Origin of the sequence: Sulfitobacter sediminis, from assembly GCF_040811725.1 — a bacterium.
In the GTDB taxonomy this organism is placed as follows: Bacteria; Pseudomonadota; Alphaproteobacteria; order Rhodobacterales; family Rhodobacteraceae; genus Sulfitobacter; species Sulfitobacter sediminis.
This window is the reverse complement of sequence record NZ_JBFNXX010000006.1, coordinates 63634-79705: the sequence shown is the minus strand read 5'-3', so window position 1 is coordinate 79705 and position 16072 is coordinate 63634. Positions and strand designations below refer to the sequence as shown.

At 63.6% G+C, this 16072-nt stretch carries 19 protein-coding genes; 6 read left to right on the top strand and 13 right to left on the bottom strand.

The features are described from left to right. Positions 1-2: 2 nt before the first annotated feature. From AB2B41_RS09780 to AB2B41_RS09765, 4 genes are all read right to left on the bottom strand, one after another. Positions 3-779 (bottom strand): glycosyltransferase family 25 protein, encoded by a 777-nt coding sequence (locus AB2B41_RS09780; protein ID WP_367877597.1) that lies wholly within the window; start codon positions 777-779, stop codon positions 3-5. Positions 780-927: 148 nt separating this feature from the next. After that, positions 928-1485: a L,D-transpeptidase gene (locus AB2B41_RS09775; RefSeq protein WP_420014286.1), complete on the bottom strand. Its 558-nt coding sequence runs from the start codon at positions 1483-1485 to the stop codon at positions 928-930. Between the two features lie 143 nt (positions 1486-1628). Beyond that, positions 1629-3761 (bottom strand): polyribonucleotide nucleotidyltransferase, encoded by a 2133-nt coding sequence (gene pnp, locus AB2B41_RS09770; RefSeq protein ID WP_367877596.1) that lies wholly within the window; start codon positions 3759-3761, stop codon positions 1629-1631. 197 nt (positions 3762-3958) lie between these two features. Continuing rightward, the gene (locus tag AB2B41_RS09765; protein ID WP_367877595.1) at positions 3959-4108 is read right to left on the bottom strand and encodes a hypothetical protein; all 150 of its coding nucleotides are present in this window, start codon (positions 4106-4108) and stop codon (positions 3959-3961) included. Positions 4109-4136: 28 nt separating this feature from the next. Between AB2B41_RS09765 and AB2B41_RS09760 the strand changes: the two genes are divergently transcribed. Continuing rightward, a complete protein-coding gene (locus AB2B41_RS09760) occupies positions 4137-4355 on the top strand; it encodes a hypothetical protein (protein WP_367877594.1) in 219 nt (72 codons plus the stop codon). An 81-nt stretch (positions 4356-4436) separates the two neighbouring features. After that, positions 4437-5753 (top strand): FAD-dependent oxidoreductase, encoded by a 1317-nt coding sequence (locus AB2B41_RS09755; RefSeq protein WP_367877593.1) that lies wholly within the window; start codon positions 4437-4439, stop codon positions 5751-5753. On the opposite strand, the gene AB2B41_RS09750 is transcribed toward AB2B41_RS09755, so the two are convergent. After that, positions 5732-6844: a serine/threonine protein kinase gene (locus AB2B41_RS09750; protein ID WP_367877592.1), complete on the bottom strand. Its 1113-nt coding sequence runs from the start codon at positions 6842-6844 to the stop codon at positions 5732-5734. The two genes, AB2B41_RS09755 and AB2B41_RS09750, sit on opposite strands and share 22 nt — an antisense overlap. A gap of 102 nt (positions 6845-6946) precedes the next feature. On the opposite strand from AB2B41_RS09750, the gene AB2B41_RS09745 reads away from it, so the two are divergent. Then, positions 6947-8344 carry an amidase family protein gene (locus AB2B41_RS09745; protein WP_367877591.1) on the top strand — a complete coding sequence of 466 codons (1398 nt, stop codon included), beginning with the start codon at positions 6947-6949 and terminating at the stop codon, positions 8342-8344. 65 nt (positions 8345-8409) lie between these two features. Here AB2B41_RS09745 and rpsO read toward each other — a convergent pair whose 3' ends face one another. The 6 genes from rpsO to rbfA all read right to left on the bottom strand — a co-directional run bounded on the left by rpsO (position 8410) and on the right by rbfA (position 12134). Beyond that, a complete protein-coding gene (gene rpsO, locus AB2B41_RS09740; protein WP_367877590.1) occupies positions 8410-8679 on the bottom strand; it encodes a 30S ribosomal protein S15 in 270 nt (89 codons plus the stop codon). A 140-nt stretch (positions 8680-8819) separates the two neighbouring features. Beyond that, positions 8820-9293 (bottom strand): hypothetical protein, encoded by a 474-nt coding sequence (locus AB2B41_RS09735; RefSeq protein ID WP_367877589.1) that lies wholly within the window; start codon positions 9291-9293, stop codon positions 8820-8822. Between the two features lie 115 nt (positions 9294-9408). Then, entirely contained in the window at positions 9409-9927 is a 519-nt protein-coding gene (locus AB2B41_RS09730; protein WP_367877588.1) for a DUF1643 domain-containing protein, read from the bottom strand. 73 nt (positions 9928-10000) lie between these two features. Further along, the gene (truB, locus tag AB2B41_RS09725) at positions 10001-10906 is read right to left on the bottom strand and encodes a tRNA pseudouridine(55) synthase TruB (RefSeq protein ID WP_367877587.1); all 906 of its coding nucleotides are present in this window, start codon (positions 10904-10906) and stop codon (positions 10001-10003) included. A gap of 77 nt (positions 10907-10983) precedes the next feature. Then, positions 10984-11721: a phosphodiester glycosidase family protein gene (locus AB2B41_RS09720; protein ID WP_367877586.1), complete on the bottom strand. Its 738-nt coding sequence runs from the start codon at positions 11719-11721 to the stop codon at positions 10984-10986. Beyond that, positions 11718-12134, bottom strand: coding sequence for a 30S ribosome-binding factor RbfA (rbfA, locus tag AB2B41_RS09715; protein WP_367877585.1), 417 nt, complete (start codon positions 12132-12134; stop codon positions 11718-11720). Before rbfA ends, AB2B41_RS09720 begins: the two co-directional genes overlap by 4 nt. Positions 12135-12217: 83 nt before the next feature. On the opposite strand from rbfA, the gene dapB reads away from it, so the two are divergent. Further along, the gene (dapB, locus tag AB2B41_RS09710) at positions 12218-13039 is read left to right on the top strand and encodes a 4-hydroxy-tetrahydrodipicolinate reductase (protein WP_367877584.1); all 822 of its coding nucleotides are present in this window, start codon (positions 12218-12220) and stop codon (positions 13037-13039) included. 72 nt (positions 13040-13111) lie between these two features. Further along, complete coding sequence (locus AB2B41_RS09705) at positions 13112-13468, top strand: dihydrodipicolinate reductase (RefSeq protein ID WP_367877583.1); 357 nt, start codon at positions 13112-13114, stop codon at positions 13466-13468. A gap of 15 nt (positions 13469-13483) precedes the next feature. On the opposite strand, the gene AB2B41_RS09700 is transcribed toward AB2B41_RS09705, so the two are convergent. After that, positions 13484-13681, bottom strand: coding sequence for a DUF1674 domain-containing protein (locus AB2B41_RS09700; RefSeq protein ID WP_367877794.1), 198 nt, complete (start codon positions 13679-13681; stop codon positions 13484-13486). A gap of 213 nt (positions 13682-13894) precedes the next feature. On the opposite strand from AB2B41_RS09700, the gene AB2B41_RS09695 reads away from it, so the two are divergent. Continuing rightward, complete coding sequence (locus AB2B41_RS09695) at positions 13895-15169, top strand: RsmB/NOP family class I SAM-dependent RNA methyltransferase (RefSeq protein ID WP_367877582.1); 1275 nt, start codon at positions 13895-13897, stop codon at positions 15167-15169. Here the strand turns inward: AB2B41_RS09695 and AB2B41_RS09690 are convergent, their stop codons facing one another. Beyond that, complete coding sequence (locus AB2B41_RS09690; protein ID WP_367877581.1) at positions 15170-15922, bottom strand: phosphate/phosphite/phosphonate ABC transporter substrate-binding protein; 753 nt, start codon at positions 15920-15922, stop codon at positions 15170-15172. It lies immediately after the preceding gene. Positions 15923-16072 lie beyond the last annotated feature (150 nt).

The window sequence follows — 16072 nt, the reverse complement described above, 5'->3', positions numbered from 1 at the left end:
GCTCACGTAAGCCCCCGGCGGGCGCGGCGCTGCAAGAGGCTGGCGCGCCGGTTTTCGATGATGACGCGGGCGGCGCGCTTGATCGGGTAGGTCGGGCTACGGCTGTCGGTGCCGCGTTTCTTTCCCGCTGCGGCTACGATCTCGCTTTCGGCGTCGGTGGTAGTGAAACAGGACGGAGACAGCGCCACGCCACCGTCATTCTGCTGCATCAGCCGACGCAGGTGGATATCCACGGGGCAGGTGATCGGATAGGCGGTCTGTACGAAACGTTCAGCGCCCGTCCGCGACCAAAGCAGCGCGGTTGTGCGCATCGGGAAGTAGTGCGCGCGGTGCAGCATGGCACGGTGCGCACCGGCCTCGATAAGATGCAGTGGCGTTGCGATCTTGAGTTTCTCGGCACCCAGGTGGGCGACGTCCCATTGGTCACGCCCCGCTCGTGCCTCGGCGATGAGAGCGCGGGTGAGGGCAAAGCCACCGGGAAGCGGTTTCATGTCATCTTCGAGGACAAGGGCAAAGTCCGCATCGCTGCTCAGAAGTCGCTTTGCCACCTCCACGTGGCTGATGAAACAGCCGACTTCACCACCCGTCAGATCCCGTCCCATCAAAGCGCGCGCCGCACGGGCGCCATACTCCGGCACCTCCCGCAGATCGAGGTAGCGACCATCGAAAGCGGCATGACGAATAAAGGGTACGTTTTCGGCCTCCATGGCCGAGGTTGCCGCGTCAAGCCGCGCGTCGGAACCGTCGAGGTTGATCAGATAGATGGGCAGCTCGGTCATTGCGGCCGATTCTAACAATTCGTGCGAACGTCGGCTAGCGTCCAGATGCTGTTCGGCCCCCGGGAATTCGGAACCGTTTACCGCAAAGCGCGAAATGAAATATCTCCGGTGCGCCGCACCGGGGATTGGATATCGATGTTATGTGTCGTTAGTGAAGTACGACCCGCGTACCGCTCGGCACCCGCTCATAGAGATCGATCGCATGGGCATTGATCATGCGCACACAACCGTTCGATTGCCGTGTTCCCATGGTGTGCGGCTGGGGCGTGCCATGGATGCGCAAAAGCGTGTCGCGACTGCCGCTGTAGAGGTAGAGTGCCCGCGCGCCCAGCGGGTTGTTCGGTCCGCCCTCCATGCCGTCTTCGTACTTCTTGTATTTGTCCGGCTCGCGCTCGATCATTGCCTTGGTGGGTGTCCAGCGCGGCCATTCTGCCTTGCGTCCGACCGTAAACGTCCCGGACTCGTACAGCCCCGGACGGCCGATGCCGACAGGATAGCGGACCGCCCTGCGACCGGGCAATGTCCAGTAAAGGGCGAACTGGCCGGGATCGACGTGGATCTCGCCGGGCTCGAACCGCGCCTTGATCCTTACGATCCGCGCCTGATGCTGGGGCGGGATCTGATAGGCCTGCGTCGCTGCCAGCGCCGGACCGCTCAGAAAGGCAGCACCTGAGGCTGCCAGAAAATGTCGTCTTTTCAAATGCATTGTGTGTCTCTTTCCTCTGTACGCTCGGTGGGAAAACGCCGAACTGCCGAAAAGGTTGCAAATCCTTCCAACCTGTCAAGCGCGCACAAAAAAGCCCCGGCGTTTCCGCCGGGGCTGTTTCGTTTCTGCAAAGAAGTCGCGGATCAGTCCGCCTTCTCTTCCTTCTTGATCTCTTCGCCGGTCTCCTGATCGACGACCTTCATAGAAAGGCGCACCTTGCCGCGGTCGTCAAAGCCCAGAAGCTTGACCTTCACTTCCTGGCCTTCCTTCAGAACGTCGGACGGATGGTTCAGGCGGCGGTTCTCGATCTGGGAGACGTGCACGAGGCCGTCGCGCTTCCCGAAGAAGTTCACGAAGGCACCGAAGTCTACGATCTTGACGACCGTCCCGGTGTAGATCTTGCCCTCTTCGGGCTCTGCCACGATCGCGTAGATCATGTTGTGGGCCTTCTGGATCGACTCCGCGTTGGGCGATGCGATCTTGATGATGCCTTCGTCGTTGATGTCGACCTTGGCACCCGAGACCTCGACGATCTCGCGGATGACCTTGCCGCCTGAGCCGATCACTTCGCGGATCTTGTCGGTCGGCACCTGCATCGTCTCGATACGCGGAGCGTGGACGGAGAAGTCCGCCGCACCGGAGATGGCTTTGTTCATCTCACCGAGGATGTGCATCCGCCCATCCTTGGCCTGAGCCAGCGCCTTCTCCATGATCTCGGGCGTGATGCCCGCGACCTTGATGTCCATCTGCAGCGACGTGATGCCGTCCTTGGTGCCCGCGACCTTGAAGTCCATGTCGCCAAGGTGGTCTTCGTCACCGAGGATGTCGGACAGGATCGCGTAGGAGCCATCGTCTTCCAGGATCAGACCCATGGCCACACCGGCCACGGCGGTCTTGAGCGGCACGCCCGCGTCCATCATGGACAGCGACCCGCCACAGACGGATGCCATGGAGGATGACCCGTTGGATTCCGTGATCTCCGACACCACGCGGATGGTGTAGGGGAAATCCGTCGCCGCCGGCAGCACCGCCTGAAGCGCGCGCCACGCCAGCTTGCCGTGACCCACTTCGCGACGGCCCGGAGGGCCCACGCGACCCACTTCACCAACCGAATAGGGCGGGAAGTTGTAGTGCAGCAGGAAGTTGGATTTGAAGTTTCCGTGCAGGGCGTCGATGAACTGCTCGTCGTCACCGGTGCCCAGCGTCGTGACAACCAGGCCCTGCGTTTCACCACGGGTGAACAGTGCAGAACCGTGGGTCCGGGGCAGGATGCCCGTTTCGGCCACGATATCGCGGATCTCGTCGGTCTTCCGGCCGTCGATGCGCTTGCCAGTCTTCACGACGTCGCCCCGCAGGATCGACGCTTCGAGCTTCTTCATGGCGGAGCCGAGGTTCTCGTCCTCAAGCTGCTCTTCGGTCAGCGCTTCCTTGATCTTCTCGCGCGCGGCGGCCACGGCCGCGGTACGCTCCTGCTTGTCGGCAATCGCGAAGGCGGCGCGCATGTCTTTCTCGCCCGCCTTCTTCACCGCCTCGTAGAGGTCCGAGTAATCGACAGGCTGGAAGTCGAAAGGCTCTTTGGCCGCTTCTTCTGCAAGATCGACGATCAGGTCGATCACCGGCTGAATCTGCTCGTGCGCGAAGGTGACCGCGCCCAGCATTTCCTCTTCCGACAGCTCGTATGCTTCGGATTCCACCATCATCACCGCGTCCTTGGTGCCCGCGACCACAAGGTCGAGACGCTGGTCGGGGTTTAGACGCAGGTCCTGCATGTCATCGACGGTGGGGTTCAGGACGTATTCGCCGTCTTCGAAGCCCACGCGGCACCCGGCAATCGGACCCATGAAGGGCGCGCCGGAAATGGTCAGCGCGGCAGAGGCCGCGATCATCGCCACGATATCGGGGTCGTTGACCAGATCGTGGCTCAGCACGGTGCACATCACCAGTACTTCGTTCTTGAAGCCGGGGACGAACAGCGGGCGGATCGGACGGTCGATCAGACGCGCGGTCAGCGTTTCCTTTTCGGTCGGACGCGCCTCGCGCTTGAAGAAGCCACCCGGCACCTTACCGGCGGCATAGTATTTCTCTTGGTAGTGGACGGTCAGAGGAAAGAAATCCTGACCGGGCTTCTGGGTCTTGGCGAAGGTGACGTTCGCCATCACGCTGGTCTCGCCCAGCGTTGCAATCACCGACCCGTCCGCCTGACGGGCCACTTTTCCGGTTTCCAGCGTGAGCGTTTCCTCGCCCCACTGCATCGACTTTTTCGTTACGTTAAACATCTACGTTTCCTGTTTCGGCCCACGTCGGGCCATTTGCATAGGGGCCGTATTGCCCCTGACCGCGGTATCTTCGTTTGGGCGGCGCTACGGTCCGGGCGCCGGCATTCAGATGGAGCGCGTTTACAGGAGTTTGGGACCATTGGAAAGGGATGTGCGGCTTTGTCACAAAAGCGCAAGATCCTGTCGGTAAAGCGTTGTCAGACAAATTTCAAAACGGTCAAAAATGATGCGCTGCGCACCCAGATCTGCCGCGCCGAGATAATTTGGGCGGAAAACTCGGCAGCAAGTCGCCAAAGACGCGCAATTTGATCTCGATTAACCCATGCTGGGATCAGCGATGCTATCATAACGAGAATCGACACTGGGAGGATGCCGATGTTCAATACAGAAGATCTTAAAAAGCAGGCTGCGAACTTGGAACGCAGGTTCGAAACTGCCCGACCGCAGGAACGTCTCAACCTTCGCCCGGCCGTTCACCGCGTGATCCGGACAATGGTGTCCCATGATCAGCCGGTTCCTCAGCGCCTGCGCCAGATCAGCCGTCGCCTCGATGACGAGGCCTATGACGACATGTTCGAGAACATGCCGGTCTGACGGTGATGCGCTGCAGGCGGTCCGGCTGATTGATCCGCCTGCATATCTCTGCTCTGGTGCACCCCGGAGGTGTGTGCAGGGATGGAAGAAACAGACACTGATGTCCTGATTGTCGGCGGCGGTACGGCCGGCTGGGCTGCGGTAGTTGCCGCAGGTCGGCAGGGCTTGCGCGTTACGCTGCTGGAAGCCACGCAGAAGATCGGCGGCGTCATGGCTTTCTGTCCCGGCATGCCCTGGGGTGCCGCCTATCCGGCGGACAGGATCATCGGTGGCCTGATCGAGGAATTGACCGCCAGGCTGTTGGCGCTCCATCCCCCTGCGGCAGAGAAGCGGCCCTGCGCGCTTGAGAATTTCGGCCCGGAAATCCTGTATGATCCCGACATCGCCACGCTGACGATGTTCGAAATGCTCGAAGAGGCGGGCGTCGAGGTGCGACTAGGTGCAGTGGCCCATGAACCGCTCATGGAAGGCGCGCGTATCCTCTCCGTCTCATGTCACGACAGGCGCGGTCCTTTCACCATACATCCGCGTATGGTGATCGACTGTTCCGGCGACGGCGATATTTCTGCCCGCGCGGGCGTCCCATTCACCCTCGGCGATGCCAAGGGCAACATGATGGGCGTCACGCTGTCCTTCCATATGCTAAACGCCGACTGCGACAGGGTGTTTGCGGGAAACGATCCTTATTTCACCGAACCCGCTGCGCGCGGCATCGCAGAGGGCCGTCTGCACCCCGACCTTGCAAGGCTCTACATGATGCGGGGCTTTCACCCGCGCACGGTCTTCTGCAACTCGGTCGTGATCCGGGGCGTCGACGGCACCGACCCAGCCGCCGTCAGCCGTGCCACGCAGGAAGGGCGCAGGCGGATCCACCAGCTTGCCGAGTTCCTGCGCCGCGACGTGCCGGGCTTTGAAGACGCCTATCTCTCGGGCATCGGTCCCACGGTCGGCGTGCGCGAAACGCGCCGCCTTCAGGGTCAGTACCGCGTCACCGGTACCGACCTCGCCGCAGCGACGAAGTTCCCCGATGGCATCGTCTGCTGCGACAACCCCGTCGATGACGTGATGCGCGACAGCGCTGAAATGACCCATGACGCCATCGTCGGGCAGGACGCCTATTACACCATCCCCTTCCGGTCACTGGTGCCCGAGAAGATCGAGAACCTGATGTTCGCCGGCCGCATTATCTGCGCCGATCCAGTGGCCTTCGCCTCGGTCCGGGGCATGCCGCAATGCATGGCGATGGGGCAGGCCACCGGAACCGCCGCCGCGCTCGCGCTGCGCGACGGGGTGCCGGTGCAGAAGGTCGATCATGCGGAACTGGTCGCCGCGCTGACCGCTCAGGGTGTGAACGGCCTCGGCGGCCGCCCGCTGGTTCAGGAGAGCGACGGGAAGTAATCCTCGCAGGTCCCCTCGCGATAGACATCCGCCGTACAGCAATGCAGGCCCCCGCCGAAGGCATAGGCGTCGCGCAGCTCCACCTCGATCACCTCCATCCCCAGCTTGTCCATCTGCTCGGCCTGGTAGACCTCGGATTTCTCGACGCAGACGGTCTTGGGGTCCAGCACCAGTACGTTCATCGACAGCCACACGCTGGAATAACAGAGCGGCGGCGGCTGGTTATGCGCGGGCTGAGCTGCATCCACGATCTCCCATCCGTTCGCCTCGAACATGCCGCGCTGCTCCTGTGGCAGGCGGCGCTGCGGGTTGTTCAGGATCAGACCGGGGCGCAGCGGCGTGAAGGTGGCGTCGATGTGAATGGGGTAGGGGTCACCCGGAAAGTTGACCGCATGCACGCGGTGATCGGGGAAATGCCGCCGCAGCCATTCGATGCCCTTGAGGTTCGTCGTGAACCCGTGCTGGACCACGAGGTCGCGGCCGAAACGCAGCACGTCAGCGGCATCAAACAATGGCTCTTCCTCGGTGGTGACAAAGAACTTCTCCGCCGCCCACTTCAGACGCTTCTCCACCCCGATCTTGTCGCTCAGGTAATCCGGGTGATAATCCGCGTCCGTCAGGCGCGGCTTGGGCGCCGCCTCATGCCGGAAATTCGGGTCCTCCTCCCAATACCTCTGCAACAGCGGACGGTAATTCAGGTACTCGAACCAGCGGCAGCGATAGGACATCGTCGCCTCCAGCATCTCTGACCCCACCGTCAGCAACACGTCCCGCGGCGGCATGCAGCCGAACTGGCTGTCGGTATGGAAATCCGGCGTCGTGACGGGCAGCGCATGATCGATCGGCGTGGGCCGGTCCACCCGGACGCCCCGCGCCTCAAGCTGCGCGGCAAACTTGTCCAGCAATTCGTTCGCGCGGTCGATTGTCTCCTGCGGACGGCGGCCCCACTGGCCGCGCATGTCGCTGTCCTCGGGCACTTTGGCGTCCAGCGCCGGTTCTTCCGGCGGGATATGGCAGTTGTCCGCCCGCCCCACGATCACGTGTTTCAGCGGGTCCCATTCGTTCCAGCTGTTGACCACTGTCTTTTGCATTTCGGCCCTCCCCGCCGCATGATTTGCGCAAGCCGTAAGCGCAAAGTCGGACCTGTGCAACGGGGAACGAACATGCCAGTCTCGCGGAAAAGGGAGGGTGCCATGGAACTCTATGAACTCACTGCGACCGAGACCGCCGAGCGCATCCGCAAGGGGGATGTCACCGCCCGCGCGGTTTGCGAAGCCGTGCTTGAGCGGCTGGATGCGGTCAACCCGGCCATCAACGCGGTCGTGGCCCGCGACGATGACGAGGCGCTGCAGGCTGCCGATGCGGTGGATGCCGCCCGCACGCGCGGCGAGGCGCTTCCGCCGATGGCCGGCGTGCCTGTGACGATCAAGGAAAACGTCGATCAGAAGGGCTTTGCCACGACCAACGGGCTACGTCTGCAAAAGGACCTGATCGCTACCTCGGACAGTCCCGTCGTCGCCAACCTGCGGCACGCGGGCGCCGTGATCGTCGGGCGCACCAACGTGCCCGCCTTTTCGCTGCGCTGGTTCACCCGGAACGGACTGCACGGCCACACCCGCAATCCGCATAACCCGGCCATCACACCGGGCGGGTCTTCCGGCGGTGCCGCGGCGGCCACGGCTGCGGGGATCGGGGCCATGGGCCATGGCACGGATATCGCGGGGTCGATCCGTTACCCGGCCTATGCCTGCGGCCTTCAGGGCATCCGCCCGACGCTTGGCCGCGTACCCGCGCGCAATGCAACGGCCCCCGACCGCCACATCGGCGCGCAGCTGATGGCGGTCTCCGGTCCCCACGCGCGGAGCGTTGCCGATCTGCGCCTGAGCCTTACGGCCATGGCGGCCGCCGATCTGCAGGACCCCTGGCACATGCCGGTGCCGCTCGAAGGTCCCTCCTATCCCCGCCGCGCCGCCCTCTGTATCAGTCCCGAGGGGCTGGAGACGCACCCGCTGGTGGAAGCCGCCCTGCGCGAGGCCGCCGCACGCCTTACCGACGCGGGCTGGCAAGTGGAAGAGACCGACTGCCCGCCCCTTCGGGAACCCGCGCGGCTGCAACTGCAGCTCTGGCAGGTCGAGATGGAGCGTGGCGCGAAGGCTGCGTTCGAAAAGGAGGCGGACCCGGATGCCCTGCACGTGCTGTCGGAGATGCAAAAGGTCACCTCGGTACCCGACCGCGATCAACTGATGGATGCGCTGCAGGCGCGCGTCGGTTTCATGCGCAACTGGCAGATGTTCCTGTCGGACTACCCGGTGCTGATCTGCCCGGTTTCCGCCGAGCCGCCTTTCCCGGACATGCTCGATCTTGAGGATTTCCCCCGTGTCTTCGAAGCACAGCTGACGCAGGTTGCCCTGCCTTTCATGGGCATGCCCGCGCTGTCCGTTTTCACTGGATTTGGCGACGGCGAAGCGGGGCGCGTGCCACTTGGCGCGCAACTGGTGGGCGCAAGGTTCCGCGAAGACATCCTCTTCGAAGCCGCCGAGGCCATCGAGGCGCGGGGCCCCGCGATTTCAGTCGTCACGCCGCAGGGCTGAGAGCGCCAAAAAGAAAAACCGCGCCCGGTTGGGGCGCGGCTCACTGAGAACTCTCTGGCGGTGCCTTAGCGGCGGATGCCCAGACGGCCGATCAGGTCCTGGTAGCGACCTTCGTCCTTGCTCTTGAGGTAGTCCAGCAGCTTGCGGCGGCGGGCAACCATCTTGAGAAGGCCACGGCGGCCGTGGTTGTCCTTCTTGTGGGTCTTGAAGTGCTCGGTCAGCGTGGTGATCCGGTTGGTTAGGATCGCGACCTGCACCTCGGGGGAACCGGTATCGCCTTCCTTGGTGGCGAAATCCTTCATCACCTTGGTCTTTTCTTCAGCAGTAATCGACATCGGGGTCTCCTTTCGGAATAGGGTTACGGTATGGCGCAGGCCGGGATGTCGTCCAGCACAGGCCCGTGGAGATGCGCCCGCCGATCAGAATCAGCAGGCGACGGTGGCGTATAGGAAATATCCCTGCACTTGGCAAAGGGTTATTGCGCGGGCTGCACTTGAGTGCTCACCAGTTTCAGCGCAATCGCGGAACTGAGTGGCATCAGGGCGATGTCCGCGCTGTCAAGAGCGTGCTGCCCGCTGACCTGTGCGACCACCTCATCACCAAGCCAGACCTGAAGCTGCCCTGAGACAGCCGGATCCTGCGCGACCCGAAGTGCCGGAGGCCCGTTCCCGACGCCGCTGTCATCCCAGATGCACAGCAAGGAATCGTCCTGCGGTATGAAATCAGTGATCAGCGAAAGCGGCGCATCACCGCAAGCCTCAGGAAACAGTTGGACTTCATCCCGCCCGGACGACGTGTGAAGGTCGGCTGCTTGATCTGAAGATTTGCCTGCCATGCTCTCACGGTTGTCTTCGCCGTGATCCTCATCCGACAGGCCAGCTATTCGGAAATCCATGAATACGGCAGCCCCAACCGCCGATACACCCATCAAGCCCGCAAGCCAAAGCATCGCACCAAAACACCCCTGATATGGCCCAACGGCCAGTTCCCACCAGGGGCAGGATGCCCTGCGGGCGGCCTGTCGGTCAAAAGAGAAAACGTAAACAGGTTAAGGGTTTATGGACTCAGGCAGGTTGAAGAAGCCATGGCACGGGCTGCTGGACATAAGGCAAATACAGCGGATGCCTGGGATGACCGTCCTTCGACAGACCAAGGTGAAAAAGCGGCTTCCCGGTCCTCTGCAACAATGCGGCAACCTCCTGTCCGCGCCCCAGATGCGCGCCGTGCACCCCCCAGGCGGCGATGATCTCGTCCGCCCAATCCGCACCTTCCCGCAACGTCAGGTCGTTTTCCGGCCCAATGGGGTCTTGCACCGCGCGCATGTCCTGCGGATCGGTCGCGCGCCAGGCAAAGATATTTGTCACCCGAAAAGCCCCGTAGCCCAGATGCCGCGCCCGCCTCTCGCAGCGCTCGACCGTGGGGTCGTTCTGCACCTCGGTCGCCGTCGAGGGGTTCAGCATGACGAAAAGCACGCGCTTGCCCCCGGCGTCCCATTCACGGGTCAGGTTGTAGCGGTACCGTTCACAATCCGAATAGACAGCGGTCGAAGGGGCATCGCCCTTGGTGTGACAGCGGGTAATCATGAATCAGTGTCTGCCAAAGGACGTTTTCGGACACAAACGGAAATCGGCAAGCGGCCAGTCTGGAGAGATCACATCACAGATTGAAAACGCGGCTCGGATGCAGCTCTCCGGCCTTGAAGCGGCCCACTGCAACGGCCTGTCCTTCAAAGGAGGCCCAGCATTCCTCGCCGTACTCGACATCCTGCGCGATCACCATGCCGGGATTGCCGTTGCGCAGGCGTGTCGCGCCCTCAGGCGTCGCCCTTACCTCGGGCAGGTCCGCCAGTCCGGCCTCGAGCGGTAGCAGGTGCGCGTCCAGCTCCGGCGTCCGTGCCAACGCTTCGATCCGGTCGAGCGTAAGCCCGTCAGAGGCCTCGAAGGGGCCGGACCAGATCCGCCGCAGGTCGCGCACATGGCCCAGGCAGCCAAGCGCGCGGCCCAGATCACGGGCGATGGCGCGCACATAACCGCCCTTTCCGCAGACCATTTCCAGTGTGACATGATCGGCATCGGGCCGATCGACCAGCAGCAGGCTCTCGACGTAAAGCGGCCGTGCGGCAAGCGCCATTTCCTCACCCTCCCGCGCGCGTTTGTAGGCGCGCTCACCGTCGATCTTGACGGCGGAGAACTGTGGCGGGACCTGTTCAATATCGCCGATGAACTGGTTCAGCGCTTCCTTGATCGCCGCGTCGTCGGGCCGCATGTCCGAAGTCGCGATCACTTCGCCCTCGGCATCGTCGGTATTGGTGGCGATGCCAAGCCGCACGGTGAATTCGTAAGCCTTCAGCGCGTCAGTGATGAAGGGCACCGTCTTGGTTGCCTCGCCCAGTGCCACGGCCAGAACGCCCGTCGCCTCGGGGTCAAGCGTGCCCGCGTGCCCTGCTTTCTTGGCGTCCAGCGCCCAGCGGACCTTGTTGACCACGGCGGTCGAGGTCGGCCCGGCGGGCTTGTCCACCACCAGCCAACCCGAAATATCCCGCCCCTTGCGTTTGCGCGCCATGTCGTCCTCTTCGAAAATTCCGCCCGCGCTATAGTATGTCGCGACCCGCCTGCCCAGAGGGGCAGGCGAAAAAGCAGCTACTGAGCGGCCTCCACCACCCCGATGATCGGACCAAGCGCGGTGAAACCCGTGCCACTGCGGCCAAGTTCGGGGGCCCGCAGGCGCGAAATATTGCCATCGAGGTAAAGCGCATTGGGCAATTTCAGGTGATCTCTAAAGAGCGTCCCGAACGCGTGAAAGGTCACGGTGGTATCCGAAATGGCGAAGATCGCGCGCTTGCCGTCGGCCGTGGTGCCCACGCCGTTGCGAATGTAGCGCGAGGTGCTGTCGCGCAGGAACCGGGGGTGCAGTGCGCCGTCGATCACCAGCATCGGCCCGGATTGAGTGGCCGACCGGCAATCGGGTTGTTCCTTGAGAAAGGCCTGCGTCTCGAAAACGTCCGCGCGGGCTTCGCGCAGGCACAGGACACCGTTCGGCAACAGGCCGAAGTTGCCGGGCCCCTGCCGCGTCATGACCTGCTGAAACTGGGTGCCGTTCTCGAGGTAATAGCCTACGGGGCTGCGGTCCTCGTGGTACATGCCCGCATTCGTGGCAAAGCCCAGCCGCTTGCCCTTTTTGGACAAAGCGGCATCTACGTTGGCGAAGTGACCGAAGGCCGTCCCGTTCTCACCGGTCAGGAAAAGCTCCAGCTGCTCTCGGGTCAGATCGACCTCGCAGATCGTATAGGCATTGTCCCGGTAGGTTTCCTGTCGACACTCCGCCGCCGCAGCGGGCAGGGCCAGCAGTGCAAGGATCAGCGCAAGCGCCAGTCTCATCCCTCGGCGGCCCCATCGGGGGCTTCGGCATCGCGACGCACGCGTTCGTCGGAAAGCATCCGCCGCGTCTCGTCCATCTGGTCGAATGTCTCGTCCAGCCGGAACCGCAGGTCGGGCGCGAATTTCAGTGTCAGCTTCTTCGCCACCAGCCGCCGCAGCTCGCTCTTGTTGCGGGCCAGCAGCTCGATCACCTCGTCCTGACCCTGTCCGCCAAGTGGCAGCACATAGGCGGTCGCGATCTTCAGGTCAGGCGAGGTGCGCACCTCGCCGACGGTGATCGACATGCGGTTCAGTTCCGGGTCGTGCACGTCTCCCCGTGCCAGCACTTCTGACAGCGCCCGGCGGATGGTTTCCGCGACGCGAAGCTGCCGCTGCGACGGGCCGGACCCTTCGTGAAACTTGTTCTTTGCCATGCGCCCTACCTAAGCGCTCCCATTGCCTTTGCCAAGCGCGCGCGCGCGCGGTAAAGCGGGGGCCGACATAATATGAGGACGACATGAGCGACAGCATGCGCATTGCCATCACCGGGGCGTCGGGCCGGATGGGCCAGACGCTGATCTCCCTTGCGGCGGCGGATGATCGGTTCAAGCTGACCGGTGCCATCGAACGGGCCGGGCACGACTGGATCGGTCGCGACGTGGGCGAGGCGATGGGCGGAGCGGCATCGGGCGTTATCGTGACCGACGATGCCGATGCGGCCCTCTCTGAGACTGATGCAGTGATCGACTTCACCGCCCCCGCGGCAACCGTTCAATTCGCCGATGCCGCCGCAAAGGCGGGCATCGTCCACGTGATCGGCACCACCGGCATGACCGAGGGCGACATCGGCTTGCTCGCCCGGTTTGCGGACCGCGCCACCATCATCCGCGCGGGCAACATGAGCCTTGGCGTGAACCTTCTGGTGCAACTGACCAAGCGGGTGGCCGCCTCGCTCGACGACGATTACGACATCGAGGTCATCGAGGCGCATCACAACAAGAAGGTCGATGCCCCCTCCGGCACCGCGCTGATGCTGGGCGAGGCCGCCGCCGAAGGGCGCGGTGTGTCGCTCAAGGAAGTGTCCGACCGGGGTCGCGACGGGATCACCGGCGCGCGCAAGCGCGGCGATATCGGGTTCACGGCGATCCGGGGCGGCGACATCATCGGTGAACACGACGTGATGTTCGCCGCGGCAGGCGAGCGCATCATCCTGCGCCATGTCGCGTCGGACCGCAGTGTCTTTGCCCGTGGCGCGCTCAAGGCCGCGCTTTGGGGAAAGGGACGCAGCCCGGGCGAATATGATATGCTTGATGTGTTGGGCTTGGCCGAGTCGGACTGAATTTCGAAACCAAAATGAACCGGATCGGGGGCTCGAGCGTAATACTTGCATACGCCAGCAAGAGGTGCCGAAATGAAAGCAATCATCCCCAGTGTCATCGCAGCCGTCATCGGCCTTGCAACACCGGCTTTTGCCGACTTTCAACAGATCACCTCGCGGGACGATTTTCTCAGGCTGGTGGGGGGCAAGACGCTCACCCGGCCGCTCGTGAAACTTCAGGTCCTGCCGGATGGCCGGATTGCGGGAACTGGCGCTTCGTGGGAGGTCACGGGGCAATGGTCATGGGAAAACGGCTATCTTTGCCGCAGCCTGAAGTGGGGCGGGGATGACCTCGGCTACAATTGTCAGGAAGTGAAAACGGACGGCGCACGCGTGCGGATCACCTCGGACAAGGGCAAAGGCGACTCCGCCGATTTCCTCCTGCGATAAGCTTCAGCGCGTCTGTCAGAAATCGACGGCTATTCCTTTCTTTTCCCAATCACCATAGCGGACAGGCTCCGGCCCGTCCCTGCCGCCCAGTTCGGGGGGCAGGTTCAATGCCGCTGCTTTTCTGCGTCGCTCTTCCGCCTCTGCCAGCGCCCGTTGTGCCGCTGGCGGGATCGGGTTTGGATCGGGTCCGGGGTCCGGCGCCGGATCGGGCAACGGACGTGGCGCTGGATCAGGCCGGGGCGTCCCCGGCAGATCGGGTTTCGGCGCAGGTGCCGGCTGGCCCGGCGTGTCCGGGATCGGTTTGGGGTCCGGCTCGGCGGCTCGAATTCTCGGTGTCGTCTCTTCGGTCATGTGGTCCTCTTGAGGCGTTGCTGCCTTTGATATACGTCGCCTGAAGGCACGGACAACCCGGATAGGAACCCCGACATGTCACAGACCGGCGTCGAGGCGCGCAGGGGCGCAGTCTATTTGCTTGATCAAATCCTGGGCGAAAATCCGCGGCTGATGTCCGAACTCCTTGCCGCTGGCGCGCTGGAAAAACTTCCCCCCGAGGAACGCGCCCGCGCCCAGCGTCTGGCAACCGAGACCCTGCGCGGGCTGGAGCGGGCAGACCGCCTTCTGCAGAAACATCTCAAGAAATATCCACCGCTGACGGTCCGCAACGCCCTGCGTGTCGGCACCGTTGAATTGTGCCAGGGCGGTGCCGCCCACGGCGTTGTCAACGCGATGGTGAACCTCGTCTCGCGCCATCCCAGACTGGGCCATCTGAAGGGGCTGACCAACGCCGTACTGCGCAAGATCGCCGCCGAAGGGCCTGACGCATGGCCAACGCTCCGTGCGCCACGCCTGCCCAAGTGGCTTCGTGGCCCGCTGGTCGAGGCTTGGGGACCCGAAGCCATGGCCGCCATTGAGGTCGCGCATTTCGCAGGTGCACCGCTCGATCTGACGGCCAAGGGTGATCCGCAAGCCGTCGCGCAGGCGGTTGGGGGCACACTTCTGCCCACCGGATCGATCCGCGTGAGCGATCCCGATCAGGTCTCGGCCATGCCGGGCTATGCGGAAGGTGACTGGTGGGTGCAGGATGCTGCCGCCGCTTTGCCTGCGGCTATCCTCGCTCCGAAGCCCGGCGAAGACATCCTCGACCTCTGCGCCGCCCCCGGTAGCAAGACGATGCAGCTTGCAGCCGGCGGAGCCAATGTCACGGCGGTCGACGATTCCGCCGCGCGCATGGCACGGTTAAAAGAGAACCTCGCCCGGACCGGCCTTTCCGCCAAGACGATCGTGCAGGACGCGCGCGCCGCCACCGGCACCTTCGATGCCATCCTGCTCGACGCACCCTGTTCGGCCACCGGCACCATCCGCCGCCACCCCGATCTGCCGCATGCCAAGGACGGCTCGGAATTCGGAGTCCTGATCGCGCTGCAGGAAGAGTTGATCAACCACGCCTGGACGTTGCTGAAGCCCGGCGGGCGGATGGTGTTCTGCACCTGCTCGCTGTTGCCGGACGAGGGTGAGGTGCAGGTGGATGAGGCGCTGGAGCGTCATGAGGACATGCGGGTGGATGCAGAGGCGCTCAAGGTGCCCGGCGTTGAGGTGGATTGGATCACCGCCGAAGGCGGCCTGCGCCTGCGCCCCGACTACTGGCCCGATCTGGGGGGCATGGATGGCTTTTACATCGCCTGCCTGCGCAAGACAGGCTGACTACCCGGCCTCGGGCGGTGGGTTCGGAATGGCAAGGTAGTCCTTCGCCGGAATGCGGGTGAGGCCGCGCAGACCAAGCGCCGCGCGGTCTTCTGCACTGAGTTGTGCGATCGCCTCCGAGACCGCATCGAAGATCGCCGCTGCATCCTGCCCCGGCCCGGTGATGTAGGGTAGCCCCGGTGTCGGTGGCGACCACGTCAGTACGCGCAGATCGCGGGCGAATGCGTCGTAGCGCTCGATCAGACGCCAAGTCACTGCATCGATGGCCGCGATGTCGGCTTGCTCCTTTGCCACCATCCGGGCCGATACGCGGTGCCCTCCGCTTGCCACCCGGTCCGTGAACCAGAACCCCGCCGCCTGCACCATGGCATAGGCCGCCGCGAAACCGGACTGCGAGTGGGTCATGTTATAGGCAAAGCGTGCATCCCGGAAATCGGCCAAAGCCATGCGGCTGTCGTCCCTGCGCACGACGATGGCGCTGCGATAATACCCCGGCTGACATCCGTCGATGCCAAAGTCAGGTGTGCCGACCAGTTGCACCCTGCCATGCAGCCGCATGCGAAAGGGCATCCCGCAGGTCTGGCTCAGCACCAAATCCGGCGCTTCCCAGACCGAGAATTCCTCTGCCGCGTTTGCCAGTGTCTCCGGTGCCGCGATACGCCGCGCGGCCAGCGCCGCGCGGATCAGCGTCCAGTAGTGCGCGTGGGCCGCGTCCAGTTCAGGTCTCGCATACATCATCAGGCTGGCAATCATTGGGCGTCCTCGTTGACCGGGGCCAACCTAGCCAAACCCGGCATCGTACGACAGGCCCGATGCGACCCTTCCCGCCGATCACGGGAAGGGGAGCCAAAAAGCGGTGACACCCCGTCCCCTGCAGTCTATGATCCCCGCAAACGCCATCAG

Bases quoted from the DNA above. Each gene is read 5' to 3' on its own strand.
- AB2B41_RS09775 (WP_420014286.1), bottom strand. From the start codon at position 1,485: ATGCATTTGAAAAGACGACATTTTCTGGCAGCCTCAGGTGCTGCCTTT.
- AB2B41_RS09780 (WP_367877597.1), bottom strand. From the start codon at position 779: ATGACCGAGCTGCCCATCTATCTGATCAACCTCGACGGTTCCGACGCG.
- dapB (WP_367877584.1), top strand. From the start codon at position 12,218: ATGAGCGACAGCATGCGCATTGCCATCACCGGGGCGTCGGGCCGGATG.
- AB2B41_RS09745 (WP_367877591.1), top strand. From the start codon at position 6,947: ATGGAACTCTATGAACTCACTGCGACCGAGACCGCCGAGCGCATCCGC.
- pnp (WP_367877596.1), bottom strand. From the start codon at position 3,761: ATGTTTAACGTAACGAAAAAGTCGATGCAGTGGGGCGAGGAAACGCTC.
- AB2B41_RS09695 (WP_367877582.1), top strand. From the start codon at position 13,895: ATGTCACAGACCGGCGTCGAGGCGCGCAGGGGCGCAGTCTATTTGCTT.
- AB2B41_RS09755 (WP_367877593.1), top strand. From the start codon at position 4,437: ATGGAAGAAACAGACACTGATGTCCTGATTGTCGGCGGCGGTACGGCC.
- AB2B41_RS09735 (WP_367877589.1), bottom strand. From the start codon at position 9,293: ATGCTTTGGCTTGCGGGCTTGATGGGTGTATCGGCGGTTGGGGCTGCC.
- AB2B41_RS09760 (WP_367877594.1), top strand. From the start codon at position 4,137: ATGTTCAATACAGAAGATCTTAAAAAGCAGGCTGCGAACTTGGAACGC.
- rpsO (WP_367877590.1), bottom strand. From the start codon at position 8,679: ATGTCGATTACTGCTGAAGAAAAGACCAAGGTGATGAAGGATTTCGCC.
- AB2B41_RS09720 (WP_367877586.1), bottom strand. From the start codon at position 11,721: ATGAGACTGGCGCTTGCGCTGATCCTTGCACTGCTGGCCCTGCCCGCT.
- truB (WP_367877587.1), bottom strand. From the start codon at position 10,906: ATGGCGCGCAAACGCAAGGGGCGGGATATTTCGGGTTGGCTGGTGGTG.
- AB2B41_RS09750 (WP_367877592.1), bottom strand. From the start codon at position 6,844: ATGCAAAAGACAGTGGTCAACAGCTGGAACGAATGGGACCCGCTGAAA.
- AB2B41_RS09690 (WP_367877581.1), bottom strand. From the start codon at position 15,922: ATGATTGCCAGCCTGATGATGTATGCGAGACCTGAACTGGACGCGGCC.
- rbfA (WP_367877585.1), bottom strand. From the start codon at position 12,134: ATGGCAAAGAACAAGTTTCACGAAGGGTCCGGCCCGTCGCAGCGGCAG.
- AB2B41_RS09765 (WP_367877595.1), bottom strand. From the start codon at position 4,108: ATGATAGCATCGCTGATCCCAGCATGGGTTAATCGAGATCAAATTGCG.
- AB2B41_RS09730 (WP_367877588.1), bottom strand. From the start codon at position 9,927: ATGATTACCCGCTGTCACACCAAGGGCGATGCCCCTTCGACCGCTGTC.
- AB2B41_RS09705 (WP_367877583.1), top strand. From the start codon at position 13,112: ATGAAAGCAATCATCCCCAGTGTCATCGCAGCCGTCATCGGCCTTGCA.